The 17,967-nt window shown below is 58.4% G+C and carries 9 protein-coding genes and 2 riboswitches; of the genes, 4 read left to right on the forward strand and 5 right to left on the reverse strand.

Translation table 11 applies throughout. The features are described 5' to 3' along the window. Positions 1 to 13 precede the first annotated feature (13 nt). Positions 14 to 6,247 (forward strand): leucine-rich repeat domain-containing protein, encoded by a 6,234-nt coding sequence (locus tag ICA16_RS03085; protein ID WP_228734119.1) that lies wholly within the window; start codon positions 14 to 16, stop codon positions 6,245 to 6,247. A gap of 23 nt (positions 6,248 to 6,270) precedes the next feature. After that, positions 6,271 to 7,209, forward strand: a complete 939-nt coding sequence (locus tag ICA16_RS28155; RefSeq protein ID WP_338049889.1) for an NEL-type E3 ubiquitin ligase domain-containing protein — start codon at positions 6,271 to 6,273, stop codon at positions 7,207 to 7,209. Between the two features lie 67 nt (positions 7,210 to 7,276). Here ICA16_RS28155 and metH read toward each other — a convergent pair whose 3' ends face one another. Beyond that, the gene (gene metH / locus ICA16_RS03090; protein ID WP_210699904.1) at positions 7,277 to 10,987 is read right to left on the reverse strand and encodes a methionine synthase; all 3,711 of its coding nucleotides are present in this window, start codon (positions 10,985 to 10,987) and stop codon (positions 7,277 to 7,279) included. Positions 10,988 to 11,142: 155 nt separating this feature from the next. On the opposite strand from metH, the gene ICA16_RS03095 reads away from it, so the two are divergent. Then, on the forward strand, positions 11,143 to 13,434 hold the full coding sequence (locus ICA16_RS03095; protein WP_210699905.1) for a fatty acid cis/trans isomerase: 2,292 nt from the start codon (positions 11,143 to 11,145) through the stop codon (positions 13,432 to 13,434). A gap of 251 nt (positions 13,435 to 13,685) precedes the next feature. Next, on the forward strand, positions 13,686 to 14,270 hold the full coding sequence (gene nfuA, locus ICA16_RS03100) for a Fe-S biogenesis protein NfuA (protein WP_042559410.1): 585 nt from the start codon (positions 13,686 to 13,688) through the stop codon (positions 14,268 to 14,270). A gap of 151 nt (positions 14,271 to 14,421) precedes the next feature. Here the strand turns inward: nfuA and cobM are convergent, their stop codons facing one another. From cobM to ICA16_RS03120, 4 genes are all read right to left on the reverse strand, one after another. Further along, complete coding sequence (cobM, locus tag ICA16_RS03105; RefSeq protein ID WP_210699906.1) at positions 14,422 to 15,168, reverse strand: precorrin-4 C(11)-methyltransferase; 747 nt, start codon at positions 15,166 to 15,168, stop codon at positions 14,422 to 14,424. A gap of 79 nt (positions 15,169 to 15,247) precedes the next feature. Continuing rightward, a complete protein-coding gene (locus ICA16_RS03110; RefSeq protein WP_150602466.1) occupies positions 15,248 to 15,661 on the reverse strand; it encodes a cobalamin biosynthesis protein in 414 nt (137 codons plus the stop codon). Then, positions 15,658 to 16,359, reverse strand: a complete 702-nt coding sequence (locus ICA16_RS03115; RefSeq protein ID WP_150615448.1) for a CbtA family protein — start codon at positions 16,357 to 16,359, stop codon at positions 15,658 to 15,660. The genes ICA16_RS03110 and ICA16_RS03115 overlap by 4 nt, the downstream gene beginning before the upstream one ends. 11 nt (positions 16,360 to 16,370) lie before the next feature. After that, the gene (locus ICA16_RS03120) at positions 16,371 to 16,568 is read right to left on the reverse strand and encodes a CbtB domain-containing protein (protein WP_150602464.1); all 198 of its coding nucleotides are present in this window, start codon (positions 16,566 to 16,568) and stop codon (positions 16,371 to 16,373) included. A 121-nt stretch (positions 16,569 to 16,689) separates the two neighbouring features. After that, a riboswitch (cobalamin riboswitch) is annotated at positions 16,690 to 16,911 on the reverse strand. Between the two features lie 784 nt (positions 16,912 to 17,695). Beyond that, a riboswitch (cobalamin riboswitch) is annotated at positions 17,696 to 17,906 on the forward strand. Positions 17,907 to 17,967: the final 61 nt, after the last annotated feature.

Here is a 17,967-nt window from a genome sequence, read left to right on the forward strand (position 1 = left end):
CAAGGAGCGACTTATGTCCTCGAACCCCTCGATACGCAATGCCAGCAAGCCCGCAATCACCGAGAGCATTCATGGCGACTTTCTTGAAGCAGCCACTCCTCAGTGGCTGATTGACACCTCATCGCCGCGACGGGCAGCGTTGAAGAACACCTCTACCGTCATGCCTCAGTGGTATCAAGACGCGTCAGCTGAGCAGCGTAAAACCCTGGATGCCAGTTTCAGTGCGAGCATGACTGCACAGGCGCAACTGGATAAAACCATGGCGTCTTTCAAGGACGTCGACGCATTCGCTGAACCCTTGCTGACCAAGGAGTTGAAGGATCGGTACGGCGTGGAGGTCGATGTCACCAAAACGCTTTTGACTCTGCGACGCCCCCTCGAAATCAGCATTCTCGAGGTTGAAGTCGCCTCGTTTGAGTTCATGACGCTCACACTGCTGCAAGCGGCTCTGCATAATTTTGAAGCCTGGGAGTGCAAAGCGGGGGCTTATCACAAGACTTCGTGCTTTGGAGAGCAAGAGACGCCCGCAGACACATATAAATCTGTCCCTCTCAAGCTTTCGGTCAGCGAGTTTCTGAGCCTGTGCCGCAGCCTTGATATCGGCGCGAAATACCAGGCCTATCTGCGGTCTTTCTTCCATCCGCCAGAGGCCGACGTTGAAAAGACGCTTCGCGAGCACTTTATCGCCGCGCAGAAAGCAACGATGAAAGCCGCCGCGGATCAGTCATTGTTGACGAAGGATATTTTGCCCGCCGATCACGCCATGATCCAGTCGGTCATCAATGGCGAAGTGAATCCATGGATGGGCAAGCAGCAAGTGTGGTTTCGCGACATGGGCCTGATGAAGAAGCGAATGACGGGCTGTGCTGTCTTTGTGATTTGTGAAAAATATCGATATGCCGAAGAGCTGATTGTCTACATCCCCCATGACCCGGAACATCCCTTCAAGCGTTATACCTGGGATCAATTCAAGCAGGAATTCAAGCGCCTGTTGACGGCCAGGGATCCTGCCGAACCTGATCAGGCTGCACCCACTGCCTATCAGCGATTCCTCAGCCAGTTCCTGTCCTACGATCAACGCCCTTATTACTTTAGCCAGTTTGTGCAGGAGGCTGCCGACTCACCCACTGACTTCTTGCGATCGCCCTGGCGGACTTTCACCGAGTTCGGTGAATTAGGATACGTTTTGGGCATCAAGGAGTTGCCTCCCCGACGCAACATCAAAATGGAGCCGGCTGAAGACCCTTTTATTGGCGCAGTTGCTTTTAACCAGAGGGGCGGCCCTGCCTGGTCTCCAAACCAGGACCTGTGGGATTACCTCTATAAGCAGAGCTGCGCGAAGGTATTGGCTGATGCGCGCAGTCATGCCGTTCCCTCCGATGATGTTGATGCCAAGGCGCGGGCGGAGAAACTGGCCCATCTTCTGCAAATCGGGTTGATGGGGCTCAACTTTGTGTCGATGTTTGTACCGGTGCTGGGCGAAGTGATGATGGTCGCGATGGCCGGGCAGTTGTTGTACGAAACACTGGAAGGCGCCATTGAATGGGGTGAAGGCGATAAGAGAGCGGCCAAAGCCCACCTGATCGATGTCGCTGAAAACCTGGCAATGGTTGCCGTTATGGCCGGTGTCGGGGCAGGGGTGGGCAAACTGGTAGCGGTCAGGGCTACGCCGGTCATCGAAGGGCTTGAACCGGTCACGCTGCCCAATGGCAAGACCCGCCTGTGGCAACCCGATCTCGGTGCTTACAAGCGTGATGTCGTGCTGGATACGGAGGCTGGCCCGAATGCCCTGGGTCAATACGTCGTGGACGGCAAAACCTACATACGCCTGGACGATACAGTGGTTGAGCAAACTTTCGACCCGGACATCAACAAGTGGCGGATCAAACACCCCGATGCCGAGGCGTACCAGCCTGTTCTGGAGGGCAACGGCCGCGGGGCATGGCGTCACACGTTAGAGCGTCCCATGCAATGGGATCGCCTGACGCTGCTGCGGCGTATGGGTCATGCGACTGAAGTCTTCCCGGACGAGCTGCTTTTGACGGCCGCCGATGTCAGTGGCGTGACGGATAACGCGCTACGCAAGATGCACATGGATAATGCCGCACCGCCTCCCGAGCTGAGAGACGCCATGGACCTGCTCAAGGCGGACAGGGATGCAAGTGAAGTACTCGAACAATTGCAGCATTTGAAACCGGCAGATGATCGGATCATGCATGCTTTGCCTTTGCTGACGAAGATGCCGCGCTGGCCGCAGGGGCGGATACTGGAGGTGTTCGAGCGTGCCGACCTGTCTGGCAGTTCTATTCGCTATGGTGCTGAACGCAGGTTGCCCGATGGCACCTCCCGGCCACCCATCAAGGTCAGTCGCGCAGATGTGCTCAACGGCCAGTTGACCGCACGGATCGTGCAGGCGCTGGACGAGCCGGAAATCATCAGCCTGCTTGGACAGGAAGGCACAAGGGTTACAGAAACAATTCCCCAGGTGCTGGACCGACGTTTTGCCGATTATGCGCAAACCCGGCAACCGGCGATTTTCGACAGCCTTTACAAAGGCGTCGAGTCCGCCGATGCCCGAGTCAGGACGTTGCAGCGCGAGTGCCCAGGCCTTGGCCTGAACGCCGCGCAAGAAGTGCTGGCTCACGCCAGTGGCGAGGAAATTTTACGGCTCGACAGTACGCGACGTGCGCCTTTGAGAATGCTTGAAGAGGCCCGCTGGTATGCGCGGCAAGCACGACAAACCAAGGCTTTTGCCGGCTTGCACAGTGAAAACATCGCTTCGGCAGACAGCCGTCGACTGGCCTTGCATGCCTTGGAAAACTTGCCGGGCTGGCCAGCATCAGTGCGTCTTGAAGTTCGTGACGGAAGCCCTTCCGGCCTGCTGCTCGACAGCATCGGCAATGAGACCGCCACCCAAATAAAGTATCTGGTGAAAGACGGCCCCCACTACCAGGCATTCAATGAGCGAGGAGAAACGCTCAACAGTATTCCCAGTCAGGGGGACAATTTTTATGCCTCGATCATGCATGCACTGCCGGACGATACCCGTGCCGCCATCGACCTTCCTCATGTCGGGCAGAGCGGCGAGCTGCAGCGCAACATCATTGATTACGCCGTTGAGCATCGCGGTGAAGTCGCCAGCGCTCTGAATCCGCGCGCCAAATCCTACAAACCACCCGTGAGGATCAACGGCACACGCACAGGTTATTACGCCAGCGGCCGTGGACGTGGGGTCGACGACCAGCTAACGGCGCGGGCGGAGGCGCTTTATCCGGCGCCCGAACAGGCGCAGGCGTTTCTGCGTGCGCAGGAGGGCAAGACACCACAGCAGATCCATCATGTTCTGCAGGCGAAGACACGGGAATGGGAGACGCTTGAGACAACACTTGATCAATGGACGGGGCCACAGTCTGAACTGCCGGAATACCGGGCAAAAGTCCGTGTTGCGCAGGCACTCAAAGACAGTTGGCGTACCGCACCGCTAACGGCGCAAACACCCGGCAGCGTCATGTTGCGGCTCGACTGCGAGGCGCCGTGGCCGGTGCTGGAAGCAGACTTTTCCCATGTACAGACACTGCAAGTGACATGGGGCAGAGTGATGGATGACAACCTGAATGCATTTCTCTCGACGTTTTCCCATATCCGCGAGCTTTGGTTATCCAATATCGAACTCGTGCCTGGCACCGGTTCCGCCATTCTGCCTTTAACGCTGCCCTCGGCCGTTCTTGAGATGCCGGCACTCAGGACGCTCACTTGTCACGGATCAGCCTCCGCATCATTAACGGCAGAATTTTCAACCCGGCTGAACGCGTTGACCTCTCTGGAAAAACTCAATCTGGTGATGCGTGGGAGCATTTCGCCAGAGTTCAGTGCTGGAGGGCTGGGCGGGTTGGCGGGTTTGAAGCGGCTCAGGATTATCGCCAGGCACATGCGTCAATGGCCAGCCAATGTCGAGAACTTGCCCCAACTGGAGTTTCTCGACCTGAGGGCGACAGCCATTAGTGCAATCCCTGAAAGCATGTATACCGGCCATGAGCAGTTATGGAGAGGACTGTCGCTGGATTGGTCGAAGTTCTCTTATGACGAATTCTTGCCTGCGTATGAATACCTGCGAAAAAACGGGCCACTCAGTGGTCTGGATGAAACGCTGATGGTGCATGAGTATTGTCGTGGAGAGCTGAACTATCTCCTTGGCGACGATCGAGGGGGGGGACTTGTCGGGGAAAGTGTCCTGCACACCTGGGATTCACCCGAGAACCAGCTGGCCGGGATTCGTGCCCTGACTGCCGAACACGCGGGCATATTCCGACCTTTCTACCCGTCGGCTACAGGTACTGCATTAAGGGGGGCGCAACCTTTACCGAATTGGTTAAGCGGCACGCGCTCAACGATATATAACGCCCTGCAGAGGAACTGGAGGGGACTCGTTCGCCAACGGTACGGTGCACGCATTGACGCGTCACTCCTGGAGATCGACCTGCGAAACAACCTGTCGGGCTCATTGCGCCTCTTTACATTGCCCGAGCTGCCACCGCTGCCAGCGGGCAGCTTTTCCCACGTGAGAACGCTGCGCCTCGACGGGCTGGATGCCCCCGTGGCGCAGATAAAAGATTTTCTGAAAGCCTTCAGCAAGGCGCAGATACTTGAAATCAGCGGCGGCCGTTTGACCGAGCTGCCTGCCGCGCCTGAAAGCCTCCCTGACCTGACGCAGCTGGACCTGCACGGCAATAATATTGTCCTTACGCCCGCTGTGCAGGCGCAGTTCAATGGCTTTGCCAAACTTGCCCGGCTGAATCTGCGCGGCAATCCGCTCGGCAGCATCAACGTTGCGGCACTGACTGCGCTTGAAGCGCTGGATTTGAACGCGACACAGTTGCGCTCATGGCCAGCCGGCGCGGAATTCCTGCCGAAGCTGTCGTGGCTCGACTTGCGCAATAACCAGCTCTCATCGTTGCCGCAGGATGTGTTTATACATGACGATATCCTGCTGAAAACCGAGCTTGGCAATAACCCTTTGAACGACCAGGGGCAGCAGGTTCTGACTACGGCGCGACAGCGGATTGAACAGGCCAGAGGCTTGTCCGCCGGCGCATTAGCGCGACTCTCCGAACAAATGCCTTTTAACGTTTTCCCGCCTGCGGAAACGTCGTGGACAGTCCTCAGCCGCGTGCCGCGGCTTCCACAGGCAATGGTTGAGGGCGACAGTTTTGTTTATAGCCTGCAGCAAATTCGCCCGGAAATCACCGAGGCCCAAGCTCTTGAGAAGATCCAGCGGATGCGCAACAGCGCGATGAGCGACCCGCAAATCGGCGAGCAAATTAGCCAATGGCGTCAAGAAAGCGAAGCGTTAACGCGCAAGTTGAATGATTGGCTCTGCATTGCCGAGGTCAGGACGTCTAGGTCTATTGTGTCGTTGCAAACACGATCGCAGGCGGCGTCGCGCATCCGCGGGCTGTGGTGGCAAGCAGTCGTTGACCACCCAGGTGGCATGGAGCTGAACCTGAACCTCAGTGGCATACAGACAGGCGACTTGCCGGCGCTGGGGATTCAGTTGCCGGGGGTGACTGCACTTGATCTGACCGGCGTCAGGCTGACAGCGCAGGGCTCCAACGACTTTCTGAGAGCATTCCCGGGCGTACGCAGGTTGTGTCTGAACGGCAATGAGCTGGCAGCGTTGCCTGAAGCCGTCAGAGACATGAGTCAGTTGAGCGAGCTGGAGCTGGCGGCCAACCATTTCTCCGACCTTGAATCGAATTTCGAGCTGCCGATGCAAGGACGTTTGCTGAAACGGATCGATCTCAGCAGCAACCGGCTGGCTTCGTTCGACAGTTCACCCTTTACAAGTCTGGAGGCGTTGGATCTTGCCTACAACTCCATTACTGATTGGCCTGGAGGAACCCTGGATCTTGCGCTGTTGCGAAGGCTGGATCTAAGTGGCAATGAGATCAGGGGGTTTCCGGAGGAGCTGCTCGATGGCAGTCATGACACCTTGCTGGCCGGCACGAACCTCTCTGATATGAACCTGTCCAGATATTCGTTCGACGTCCTTTCAGGCTACAGCGACACCCACGAAAGAGCTGCAGTGGCTGGCATTTCCCGATCAGAGCTGTCCCAGAGGCACCAAGTTAGGGACGATTCCAATTCAGAGGGCTCGGGTTCCGATCATGACAGTGATGATGGAAGTAACGACGATAACGATCGCGGCGGTGAAGCTGCCGCCCTGCTGTCGAGGCTGTTGAAGAGCTGAACCCGCAGCAGAGCGAGATTGCTGTGGGCGCGGTGGATGCTTGGCTTGCTGACTCCAGTCCGGAACAGGCGTTGGCCAGGCGCGAGCTGTGGCGGCGACTGGCAGGAGAAGAACAGAATGAACGTTTTTTTAATCTGATTGGGTTATTGCGCAACACATCCGAATTCAGATTTGCTCGCGCCGATTTGACCCGTCGGCTCTGGGAGGTGATAAGCGCGGCTTGCGAAAATACCGAACTGCGAGATCTACTGTTCCTCGAGGCCGAGACTCATGGAACGTGCGCCGACGGCCGCATTTTGACATTTAGTCAGCTTGAGACCCGCGTCTTTACTTATCACGCTTTGCGCAATATTCCACCGGGAAATGCGGTGCTCAAAGGCAGGGCGCTTTTACCGCTGTTGCGGCGGTTGTTCCGGCTCTACAGGGTCGACACCCTGGCCGAACACAGAGCCATTCAGAGGCACAGCGACATTGCGGAAGTGCGCCTGGAATATCGAATAGGTCTGACAAACGGCTGGGACGACGGTCTGGATTTGCCCGGACAGCCTGCGCACATGCTCTACGGCACTCCTATCTCCGAAGCGCGAGCTGCAAAGGTCCGAGCTTCCATCCTCGAAGCAGAGCGTTCCGACGCACTGTCGCTGTTCATGGCGACGCAGGACTTCTGGAAGGCTCACCTGGCAGAGCGCTATCCGCAAGAGTTCAGTGCGATCAACACTGCGCTGGACGACGAACGCCTGGAAGTCTTCAACGCACTTGAAGCGCGCAACGAGCGTGGCGAATTCAACGAAGCAGATTACCCGGTAGAAATGAGGGAAGCGATGGATACGATTGAGGACAAGCGCAACCAGCAACTTGCAGAGTTGACGCGCAGGGAAATCGAGGTTCTCCAGCCGACCGCGGGCGATCCGGAGATCCCCGCACCGCGGTCTCCGCAACCTGGCCCTTCCAGGCTGCCCTGAAGTAACAGCGCTTGACAGTCAGTGGCGCACGGGAGCGAGTTGCTTCGTTCCCGTGCGCCACCTTTGGTCAGTTGTCGTAACCCAGATTCGGCGCCAGCCAGCGTTCGGTCACGCTGAGCTCCTGAGCTTTACGCGAGGTGTAGCTTTGCACCTGATCCTTGTCGATCTTGCCGACAGCAAAGTACTGCGCCTGCGGGTGAGCGAAGTACCAGCCGCTGACCGCCGCAGCCGGGAACATGGCGTAGTGTTCGGTAAGGAACACGCCGCTGCGACCGGCGCGCATTTCTTCTGCTTCAGGATCTAGAAGCGCAAACAGTGCAGCTTTCTCGGTGTGATCCGGGCAGGCCGGATAGCCCGGGGCAGGGCGGATGCCGGAGTACTGCTCTTTGATCAGTGCGTCGTTGTCGAGCACTTCGTCCTTGGCGTAACCCCAGTGCTCTTTACGCACCTGCTGGTGCAGCCATTCGGCGCAGGCTTCGGCCAAACGGTCGGCGAGGGCCTTGACCATGATCGAGTTGTAATCGTCGCCAGCATCCTGATAAGCCTTGGCCACTTCTTCGGCACCGATGCCGGCGGTGGTGATGAAGCCACCCACGTAATCGGTCACTTCGCTGTCTTTCGGTGCAACGAAGTCGGCCAGCGAGAAGTTCGGCTTGCCGTCGGTCTTGATGATCTGCTGACGCAGGTGATGCAGTTTGGCCAATGGCTTACCGTCATCGCCGTACAGCTCGATATCGTCGTCATGCACCTGATTGGCCGGCCAGAAACCAAATACCGCGCGGGCGCTGATCAGTTTCTCGTCGATCAGTTTGGCGAGCATCTCCTGCGCGTCTTTGTAAAGCGCAGTGGCGGCTTCACCGACCACTTCGTCTTCGAGGATGCGCGGGAACTTGCCGGCCAGGTCCCAGGAGATGAAGAAAGGCGTCCAGTCGATGTATTCGGCCAAGACCTTGAGGTCAATGTTGTCCAGAACACGGGCACCGGTAAAGGTTGGTTTGACCGGCTCGTAGCTGGCCCAGTCAAATTGCGGCTTCTTGGCGATGGCGGCGGCATAACTCAAACGCTCGGTGCGGGCGCTACGGTTAGCGGTGCGCTCACGCACTTCAATGTATTCGGCGCGGGTTCTTTCAACGAAACCGGCCTTCAGTTCTTTCGACAGCAACTGCGTTGCCACGCCCACGGCGCGGGAGGCGTCGGTCACGTAGACCACTGCGTCGTTGCTGTATTTAGGTTCGATCTTCACCGCCGTGTGCGCTTTGGAAGTGGTCGCGCCGCCGATCATCAGCGGCAGGTGGAAATCCTGGCGCTGCATCTCACGCGCCACGTGGACCATCTCATCCAACGACGGCGTGATCAGACCGGACAGGCCGATGATGTCGCACTTCTGTTCTTTGGCAACCTGGAGGATTTTTTCCGCCGGCACCATCACGCCGAGGTCGACGATGTCATAACCGTTGCAACCGAGCACCACGCCGACGATGTTCTTGCCGATGTCGTGCACGTCGCCTTTGACCGTGGCCATGAGGATCTTGCCCTTGGCTTCCGGCTTGTCGCCTTTTTCCAGTTCGATGAACGGGATCAAGTGGGCCACGGCTTGTTTCATCACGCGGGCGGATTTCACCACCTGCGGCAGGAACATTTTGCCGGCACCGAACAGGTCGCCAACGATGTTCATGCCGGACATCAGCGGGCCTTCGATCACCTCGATCGGGCGGGCGAACGACAGGCGCGACTCTTCAGTGTCTTCAACAATATGCGTGGTGATGCCTTTGACCAGCGCGTGTTCCAGGCGCTTGTTGACCGGCCAGCCGCGCCATTCTTCGGTCTCGGCTTCCTTGACGCTGCCGTCGCCTTTGTACTTGTCGGCAATGGCGAGGAGGGCGTCGGTGCCGTTCGGCGTGCGGTTGAGCACCACGTCTTCGACAGCGTCACGCAGCTCGACAGGGATCTGGTCGTAAATTTCCAGCTGACCGGCGTTGACGATACCCATGGTCAGGCCGTTGCGGATTGCGTACAGCAGGAACACCGAGTGAATCGCCTCTCGCACCGGATTGTTGCCACGGAACGAGAACGACACGTTGGACACGCCGCCGGAGGTCAGCGCATACGGCAGTTCGTCGCGAATGTAGGCGCAGGCATTGATGAAGTCGACCGCGTAGTTGTTGTGTTCTTCGATGCCGGTGGCCACGGCGAAGATGTTCGGGTCGAAGATGATGTCTTCCGGCGGGAAGCCGACTTCGTTGACCAGAATGTCGTAGGAGCGTTTGCAGATTTCTTTTTTGCGCGCCTCGGTGTCGGCCTGGCCGGCTTCATCAAACGCCATCACCACTACCGCAGCGCCGTAGCGCTTGCACAGTTTGGCGTGGTGGATGAACTGCTCGACGCCTTCTTTCATGCTGATCGAGTTGACGATGCCCTTGCCCTGAATGCATTTCAGGCCGGCTTCGATCACTTCCCATTTCGAGGAGTCGATCATGATCGGTACGCGGGAGATGTCCGGTTCACCGGCGATCAGATTGAGGAAGGTGACCATCGCCTTCTTCGAATCGAGCATCCCTTCGTCCATGTTGATGTCGATCACCTGGGCGCCGGCTTCGACCTGTTGCAGGGCGACTTCGAGTGCTTCGGTGTAGTTATCTTCACGAATCAAGCGGGCGAACTTGGCCGAGCCAGTGATGTTGGTGCGCTCGCCAACGTTGACGAACAGCGAGCTGCGATCAATGGTGAACGGCTCCAGGCCCGACAGGCGGCAAGCCTTGGGAATGTCCGGAATCTGCCGTGGTGCGTAACCGGCCACGGCTTTGGCGATGGCTTCAATGTGGCCGGGCGTGGTGCCGCAGCAGCCGCCGACGATGTTGAGGAAACCGCTCTGGGCGAATTCTTCGATGACTTTGGCGGTTTCGATTGGCAGTTCGTCGTACTCGCCGAACTCGTTCGGCAGGCCGGCGTTCGGGTGCGCGGAAACGTGGGTGCTGGCCTTGTTCGACAGCTCTTCCAGATAGGGACGCAGTTCACTGGCGCCGAGTGCGCAGTTCAGGCCGACCGAAATCGGCTTGGCGTGGGCCACGGAGTTCCAGAACGCTTCGGTGGTCTGGCCCGACAAAGTGCGGCCGGAGGCATCGGTGATGGTCCCGGAGATCATGATCGGCAGTTCGATGTGCAGCTCTTCGAATACGCCTTGCACGGCGAAGATCGCCGCTTTGGCGTTGAGGGTGTCGAAGATGGTTTCGATCAGGATCAGGTCGGCGCCGCCCTCGATCAGACCTTTGGTGGCCTCGGTGTAGTTCTCCACCAGTTCATCGAAGGTGACGTTGCGGTAGCCCGGATTGTTCACGTCCGGCGACAGTGAGCAGGTGCGGCTGGTAGGGCCGAGCACGCCGGCGACGAAGCGTGGCTTCTCAGGGTTCTCGGCAGTCTTGGCGTCGGCGACCTTGCGGGCCAGGCACGCGCCTTCTACGTTTAATTCGTAGGCCAGCTCTTCCATGCCGTAGTCGGCCATGGAAATGCGCGTGGCGTTGAAGGTGTTGGTTTCCAGAATGTCGGCGCCGGCATCCAGGTAGGCTTTTTCGATTCCGCCGATCACGTCAGGACGGGTGAGCACCAACAGGTCGTTGTTGCCCTTCACATCACTCGGCCAGTCCGCGAAGCGTTTGCCGCGATAATCCTGTTCTTCGAGCTTGTAGCTCTGGATCATCGTGCCCATGCCGCCGTCGAGTATCAGGATGCGCTCTTTGAGAGCTTGCTTGAGAGCTTGAAGGCGGACGCTGCGATCGGACATTTGGACTACTCGGAAAGACCATTACGAAGGAGCGGGATCATAACAAACCTGTGCGCTTTTGGAGCATGTGGCGGTTTTGCATGAATATCGTTCATGTTGGTACGGGCGTCATACTGTAGTATCGCGACGTTTTTTTCAGGATCGGGATCAAGGGCATGTCGTACCGCGTCATCAGCATCTTTTTGATGTTATTCAGCTGGGGCGCCAATGCGCAGGATCCCGCTTCGTCTTCCATCTCATATAGTCGCGACATTCAGCCGATCTTTACCGAGAAGTGCGTGGCCTGCCATGCGTGCTACGACTCTGCCTGCCAGCTCAATCTGGGCAGTGGCGAAGGCGCGGGGCGTGGCGCGAGCAAGATGCCGGTCTACGACGGCGAGCGCAGTCAGGCAGCGCCGACCACACGATTGTTCTACGACGCTTTCGGCCAACGCGCCTGGCAGCAGAAAGGCTTTTATTCGGTGCTCGACGCCCAGGGCAGTCAGGCTGCGCTGATGGCGCGCATGCTGGAGCTGGGGCACAAGACACCGTTAACGCCTAACGCCAGACTGCCGGAAAACATAGTCCTCGGTCTCAACCGCCAGAACATGTGCGCGATGCCTGCCGAATTTGACGGCTACGCAGGGGCTCACCCGAAAGAAGGCATGCCGCTGGCGGTCACTGGCTTGACCGATCAGCAATACCAGACCTTGCAGCGCTGGCTGGCCTCCGGTGCGCCAATCGACGAACAAGGCCTGGCGCCGAGTGCCCAGGAAGCGATGCAGATCGTGCAATGGGAAAATCTGCTCAACCTGCCCGGTGCACGGGAAAGTCTGGTCGGCCGCTGGTTGTTCGAGCACTTGTATCTGGCCCACATCTATTTCAAGGGCGGCGAGCCCGGACACTTTTTTCAGTGGGTGCGCTCGCGTACGCCGCCCGGTCAGCCGATCGACCTGATCGCCACTCGCCGTCCCAACGACGATCCCGGCACGCGGGTGTATTACCGCTTGTGGCCGGTACAGGGCGTGATCGTACACAAGACCCACATTACGTATCCGCTGAGCGCGGCGAAGATGGCGCGGGTGAAAAACCTGTTCTATAGCGGCAACTGGCAGGTCAACGCACTGCCGGGTTACGGTCCGCAGAGCCGGGCCAATCCGTTCGTCACGTTCGAGGCGATTCCGGCGCAGGCGCGCTATCAGTTCATGCTCGATAACGCTGAATATTTCGTCCGCACGTTTATTCGCGGCCCGGTGTGTCGGGGGCAGATCGCTACCGACGTGATTCGCGACAACTTCTGGGCACTGTTCCAGGCGCCGGAACATGACCTGTACATCACCGATCCCAACTATCGCGGCCAGGCCACGCCGTTGCTGGCCATGCCCGGGCAGAACGACGATGTCGGCAGCGTGCTGAGCCTGTGGCGCAACTACCGTGACAAACGTAATGAATACGAAGCCCTGCGTCGCGACAGTTACGCCGACTTGCCGGCGCCGAGCTGGTCGACCCTGTGGGCGGGCAACGACAACGCATTGCTGAGCATCTTCCGCCACTTCGACAGTGCCTCGGTGACCAAAGGCCTGATTGGTGAAGTGCCGCAAACGATGTGGCTGTTCGACTACCCGCTGCTGGAGCGCACCTATTACCAGTTGGCGGTCAACTTCGATGTGTTCGGCAATGTCTCGCATCAGGCGCAAACCCGCCTGTATTTCGACCTGATCCGCAACGGTGCCGAGCAGAACTTCCTGCGCCTGATGCCGGCCGACTCCCGTGAGGATTACCTCAACGACTGGTACCAGAACGGTGGCCAGTTCAAGATGTGGCTCGATTACGAAGCCATCGACGACGACAAGCCGACCGCGCTGAAACTCGATGAGAAGGACCCGAAACACGACTTCGCCATGCAGTTGCTCGCGCGCTACGGCGACCTCAATGCGCGGCCAGACCCGATCAACCGTTGCGACGGCGCTTATTGCTCGCGGCCGAATATCGATCCGGCGTTGCAAAATGCCGAGCAGGCGCTGAGCCATCTGACATCACGCCCGGCGGCCGGCTTGAAGGTCATCGATCAATTGCCGGAAGCAACCATGTTGCGTATCGAAACGGCCAACGGTAAACGCGAGGTCTACAGCCTGATGCGCAACCGCGCGCACAGCAACGTGGCGTTTCTGCTGGGTGAGTCCCTGCGCTATCAGCCGGGGCTGGATACCCTGACCATTTATCCGGGTGTGCTCAGCAGTTATCCGAATTTCATCTTCAACATTCCCGCTGATCAGGTGCCAGCGTTTGTCGATGCGATGGAAAATGCCAAGGATGCCAACCGTTTCGAAAAAATCGTCGAACGCTGGGGCATTCGTCGCAGTCATCCGCAATTCTGGTTCTATTTCCACGATCTGAGTCAGTACATCCATGAAACCGAGCCGGTGGAAGAGGGCGTGCTGGACATGAACCGCTACGAGAATCTTTGATGGTTTGAGCCTGCCCTGCTGTCCCCCTGTAGGAGCTGCGGAACGCTGCGATCTTTTGATCTTCTTTTAAGGATCAAGATCAAAAGATCGCAGCGTTCCGCAGCTCCGACAGGGAATGCTGGTGATTTCAGAGTGGTTATGGACCCAAATAGACGATGAACCTGTCGAGAATCATTCCTGACAAAAATACTAGGACTTTGTCCGGCGCAACGATTGGCGTAAACTCCGCCACAAGCCTGCGAGGAGTTTCCATGACCGCTATTACCATTACTGACGCCGCCCACGATTACCTGGCCGATCTGCTCTCCAAGCAGAACACCCCAGGCATCGGCATCCGCGTCTTCATCACCCAGCCTGGCACCCAGTACGCCGAAACCTGCATTGCCTACTGCAAGCCGGGCGAAGAAAAACCTGAAGACACCGCGCTGGGGCTGAAAAGCTTCACCGCTTATATCGATTCGTTCAGCGAAGCGTTTCTCGATGACGCCGTTGTCGATTACGCCACCGACCGCATGGGCGGCCAACTGACCATCAAGGCGCCAAACGCCAAAGTACCGATGGTCAACGCCGAAAGCCCGGTCAACGAGCGCATCAACTATTACCTGCAAACCGAAATCAACCCGGGGCTGGCCAGCCACGGCGGTCAGGTCAGCCTGATCGATGTGGTTGAAGACGGCATCGCTGTTTTGCAGTTCGGTGGTGGTTGCCAAGGCTGCGGCCAGGCAGACGTGACCCTGAAGGAAGGCATCGAGCGCACCTTGCTTGAGCGTATTCCTGAGCTCAAAGGTGTTCGCGACGTGACCGACCATACGCAGAAAGAAAACGCCTACTACTGAGTACGGTGTTCACTGCGATTGCGACGACGCATTTTTCCCGTGATGAATGCGTTGTCTGGAGTACAAGATCAAAAGATCGCAGCCTTCGGCAGCTCCTACATTGGAATACATTTCCCTGTAGGAGCTGCCGAAGGCTGCGATCTTTTGATTTTCAGGGTCTGTAAAGATGCGCATGCCCGGCGCGATACAGCGATGACTCGCTGAACACCTCACTCCCCAAGACCCGCCCAACCAGAATCAACGCCGTACGCCGAAACCCTTTGGCCGTGACCTTCTCTGCGATATCCGCCAGCGTTCCCACCACCCAGTCCTGATCCGGCCATGTCGCGCGATGAATCACCGCGATCGGGCAATCCGCGCCGTAATGCGGCAGCAGTTCAGTCAGGATCTTTTCCAGATGATTGACCCCCAGATGAATCGCCATCGTCGCGCCATGCTGCGCCAGACTGCCCAGCTCTTCGCCGGCGGGCATTGCCGTCTTGTCGGCATAACGGGTCAGGATCACGCTTTGCGATACGTCAGGCAGCGTGAGTTCTGCGCCCAACAACGCCGCGCACGCCGCGGTCGCCGTCACTCCGGGGATGATTTCAAACGGGATATCGAGTTCACGCAGATAGCGGATCTGCTCGCCAATCGCGCCATATAGACTCGGATCCCCCGAATGCACCCGCGCCACATCCTGGCCCTTGGCGTGCGCGGTTTTGATCAGCTCGATGATCTGTTCCAGATGCAATTCAGCGCTGTTGACCAGTGTTTCTGCCTGATGACCTTCGAGCACCGCCGCAGGTACCAGCGAGCCTGCGTAGATGATTACCGGGCAACTGCGTATCAGCCGCTGGCCTTTGACGGTGATCAATTCCGGGTCGCCGGGGCCGGCGCCGATGAAGTAAACGGTCATCGTAGAATCCTTGGGAAATAGGCGCGGCAACGCTTCAGATGAAGATTGCTCATGATGAATGGCGGGGATTATCGGGAATTTACGCGGCGCCGGCCAATGCCAGCGTTGCCTGAGCGTATTTTTGTCGGGAAATCAGCAGCTTTGCAGGTGCCTGAATCAGCTGTTCGGCGAGTGCCAGCGCGGCGCTTTCCGCTACGCCATAACAACCGGTGCGCTCGAAGGCAATCTGCGAATGGTGGCTGAGTCGCTGTGCATAGCTGGCCAATTCTTCACTGCTGAAGTACAGCAGCGGCAGGGCCAGTTGATTCGCGAGTTCCTGCAAGCCGGGTTCATCGCGTTTCAAGTCGATACTGGCCAAAGCCTTCACGGCATGCAGTTCGATGCGATTGGCTTGCAAGGCTTGATCGAGTAACGCGCGCAGCGTGCTCGCAGGGCAGCCGCGCTGGCAGCCCAGACCGACCACGAAAGTCGGCGCTGCGCTGTCAGTCGTCATGCGTGGTATTGACCATCGATCTTGCGGCGGAACAACCAGGCGCTGATCAGGCCCAAGGCCAGCCAGAACGCTACATTGGTCAATTGCGAAGCGATTTTGAACTGCGCTTCCAGTGCTTCTGGCGCGAGCATCGAATGCACTTCCGGTTGCGGTGCGCCGATCACGTGCGGTACGGCGAGGATGGCCACACCGAGGATTTTCATCAACCAATGACGGCTGAACGCAATCAACGCCAGACCGGCAGCGGTTGAAGCGGCAGTGCTGATCCACCACAACTGCCGCGAAGCCAGATCCGCCGCGGCAGTGCCCGGCAGTTCAGGCGGCAAGCCCAGGGTCGGTGCGAGGACGAACGTCGCGTAACCGGCCAGACCCCACAGCAGACCCTGCGAGGTTTTGGTCGGCGCGCGCAGGGTGTAGAGGCCGGCCAGCATCAAGGCAAAACCCACGGCCACCACCAGATTGCCACCCGTGGTCGAAAGCACGCGCTGCCAGCCGTCTTCCGGCTCCCAGGCTTCGGCATCATGGGTGTGCGCAGCGGTGCCGGCCGCGTGTTCGTGAACCGCGGCAACAGGCTCGGATTTTTCATAGGTTTCGGCTTGAAGAATCAGCGGCGACACCCAGAAACTTTGCAGCAGCGTGAGCAGCAGGGCGGCCAGCAGGCCGGTGAAACCTGCGGTTTGCGCAATTCGCTTGATCATGTCGGCAGGTCTCAGTGGCACGGGAACGCGGCGCTGTGGCGGGTATCGTGAGCCGCGTTGTGCACGGCTTCGATGTGCGAGAAACCGGCGAAATAGACGAGGCTTGCACCCAGGATCGACGCGAAAACAGCGGCGGTCAGGCGTTGGCTCAGGGTGGTGGTGCTGGAGATTTTGTCCGTGTTGCTGCCGGTGCTGGTGATGATCGACATGGCGCGTCCCTCTGGAATGTCAGGGGTGGACAAGAGCGCATGAAAACCCCTGCGGCGCGGGCACGCAGAGGTTCAAACAGCGCCCGCCCACCGCGGGTTTGTTATGTTCAGCACGCCAATTGCGCGCTGTGTGTTGCGGGCCGGTCTCCGGGCTCACGAGGGGTTGGCGTCTGGCCGACCTGCAAGCGTCACCTTCCCATGCCGCAATGGCACAGTGGATCTGACGCTTCGCTCGCTTACCGTTGCGGGGGCAGCACCGGACTGACATGGCTCTGAGTAAAGCACATGATTCACCGGTTTCCCGTTTCACCCTGTGAAGGGCACCCGTAACAAGTTGTGTAGGAGAGCATGGTGTGGGGTTTTTAGTCAATTTGCTTTGGGGGCTTATCCGTTGCTGCGGGTGTGGCTTCTTATGGTTCCGCCCTTACGGCGGGTCACTTTTTCCAGACGCCGAAAAAGTAACCAAAAAGGCTTGCTCCTACGTCCGGCCCGCTCGCTAAAGCTCGGGGTTCCTTCGCTCCGGAATCCATCCGGGGCATCGATTCCGGTTTGCTTCGCTGCACCTCCTTTCGATGTCCTCACCGGATGAATCCCTCCACTCAGCCTCCCGACGTCGCCCGCGGATCAAGATCAAAAGCTGCACTCGAGCTAACGCTCATTGTGTTGGGTGGGGGAGGAGCGTGCGGTTGGCTTTGGTTTTGTGTTGGGTTTGCCCTCGTCCCAGCCCATTACCGAGGGAGAGGGGGGGGCGACTTTTGGGCTTTTCGGAATCGGTGTTCGACTCGGTGTTTCACGTCGGTGTATTTCTCCCAAACACCTCGATCAGTCCCCTCTCCCTCTGGAAGACGGGTAGGGTGAGGGGCTTTTGATCTGGCTCTTGATCTGGCTCTTGATCTGGCTTTTGATGTTGCTCTTGCTCTTAGCCCCCTTCGGCAGGCCGAGCGGATGGACACCGTAGCGAGGGAACACTGAGCCTCAGCGAAGTGCCGTACGCCGGGGGCAAAGCCTTTTGGTTCCTTTTTGGCGTTTGAAAAAGGGACTCGCTGTAAGAGCGAAACCGCCAGCGGCAGCACCCGCAGCAACGGATATGCCCCGTATCCAAACATTGACCCACCACTGCACCATGCGTAGCCTTGCGCCTTCGAGGTTCTTCGGCATTGCCGAAGCTAAGAAGGGAACGCGGTCAATGCCGCGGCTGCCCCCGCAACTGTGAACGGTGATGTTCGCTGCCACGCCACTGCAAGCTCAATCCACAGAGCCCGCGGGAAGGCGCAGTGAATCCAGGCCCAGCGCCTGAACACCGTCAGCCAGGAGACCTGCCTCGTCACAGATTCTCAATTTCAACCGGGCGGGGTGATCCGGTGGCGAACTCTCCAGGCACGCACGCGCGGTGCCGGTT

The sequence above is a fragment of the Pseudomonas anatoliensis genome (assembly GCF_017976235.1).
Taxonomy (GTDB): Bacteria; Pseudomonadota; Gammaproteobacteria; order Pseudomonadales; family Pseudomonadaceae; genus Aquipseudomonas; species Aquipseudomonas anatoliensis.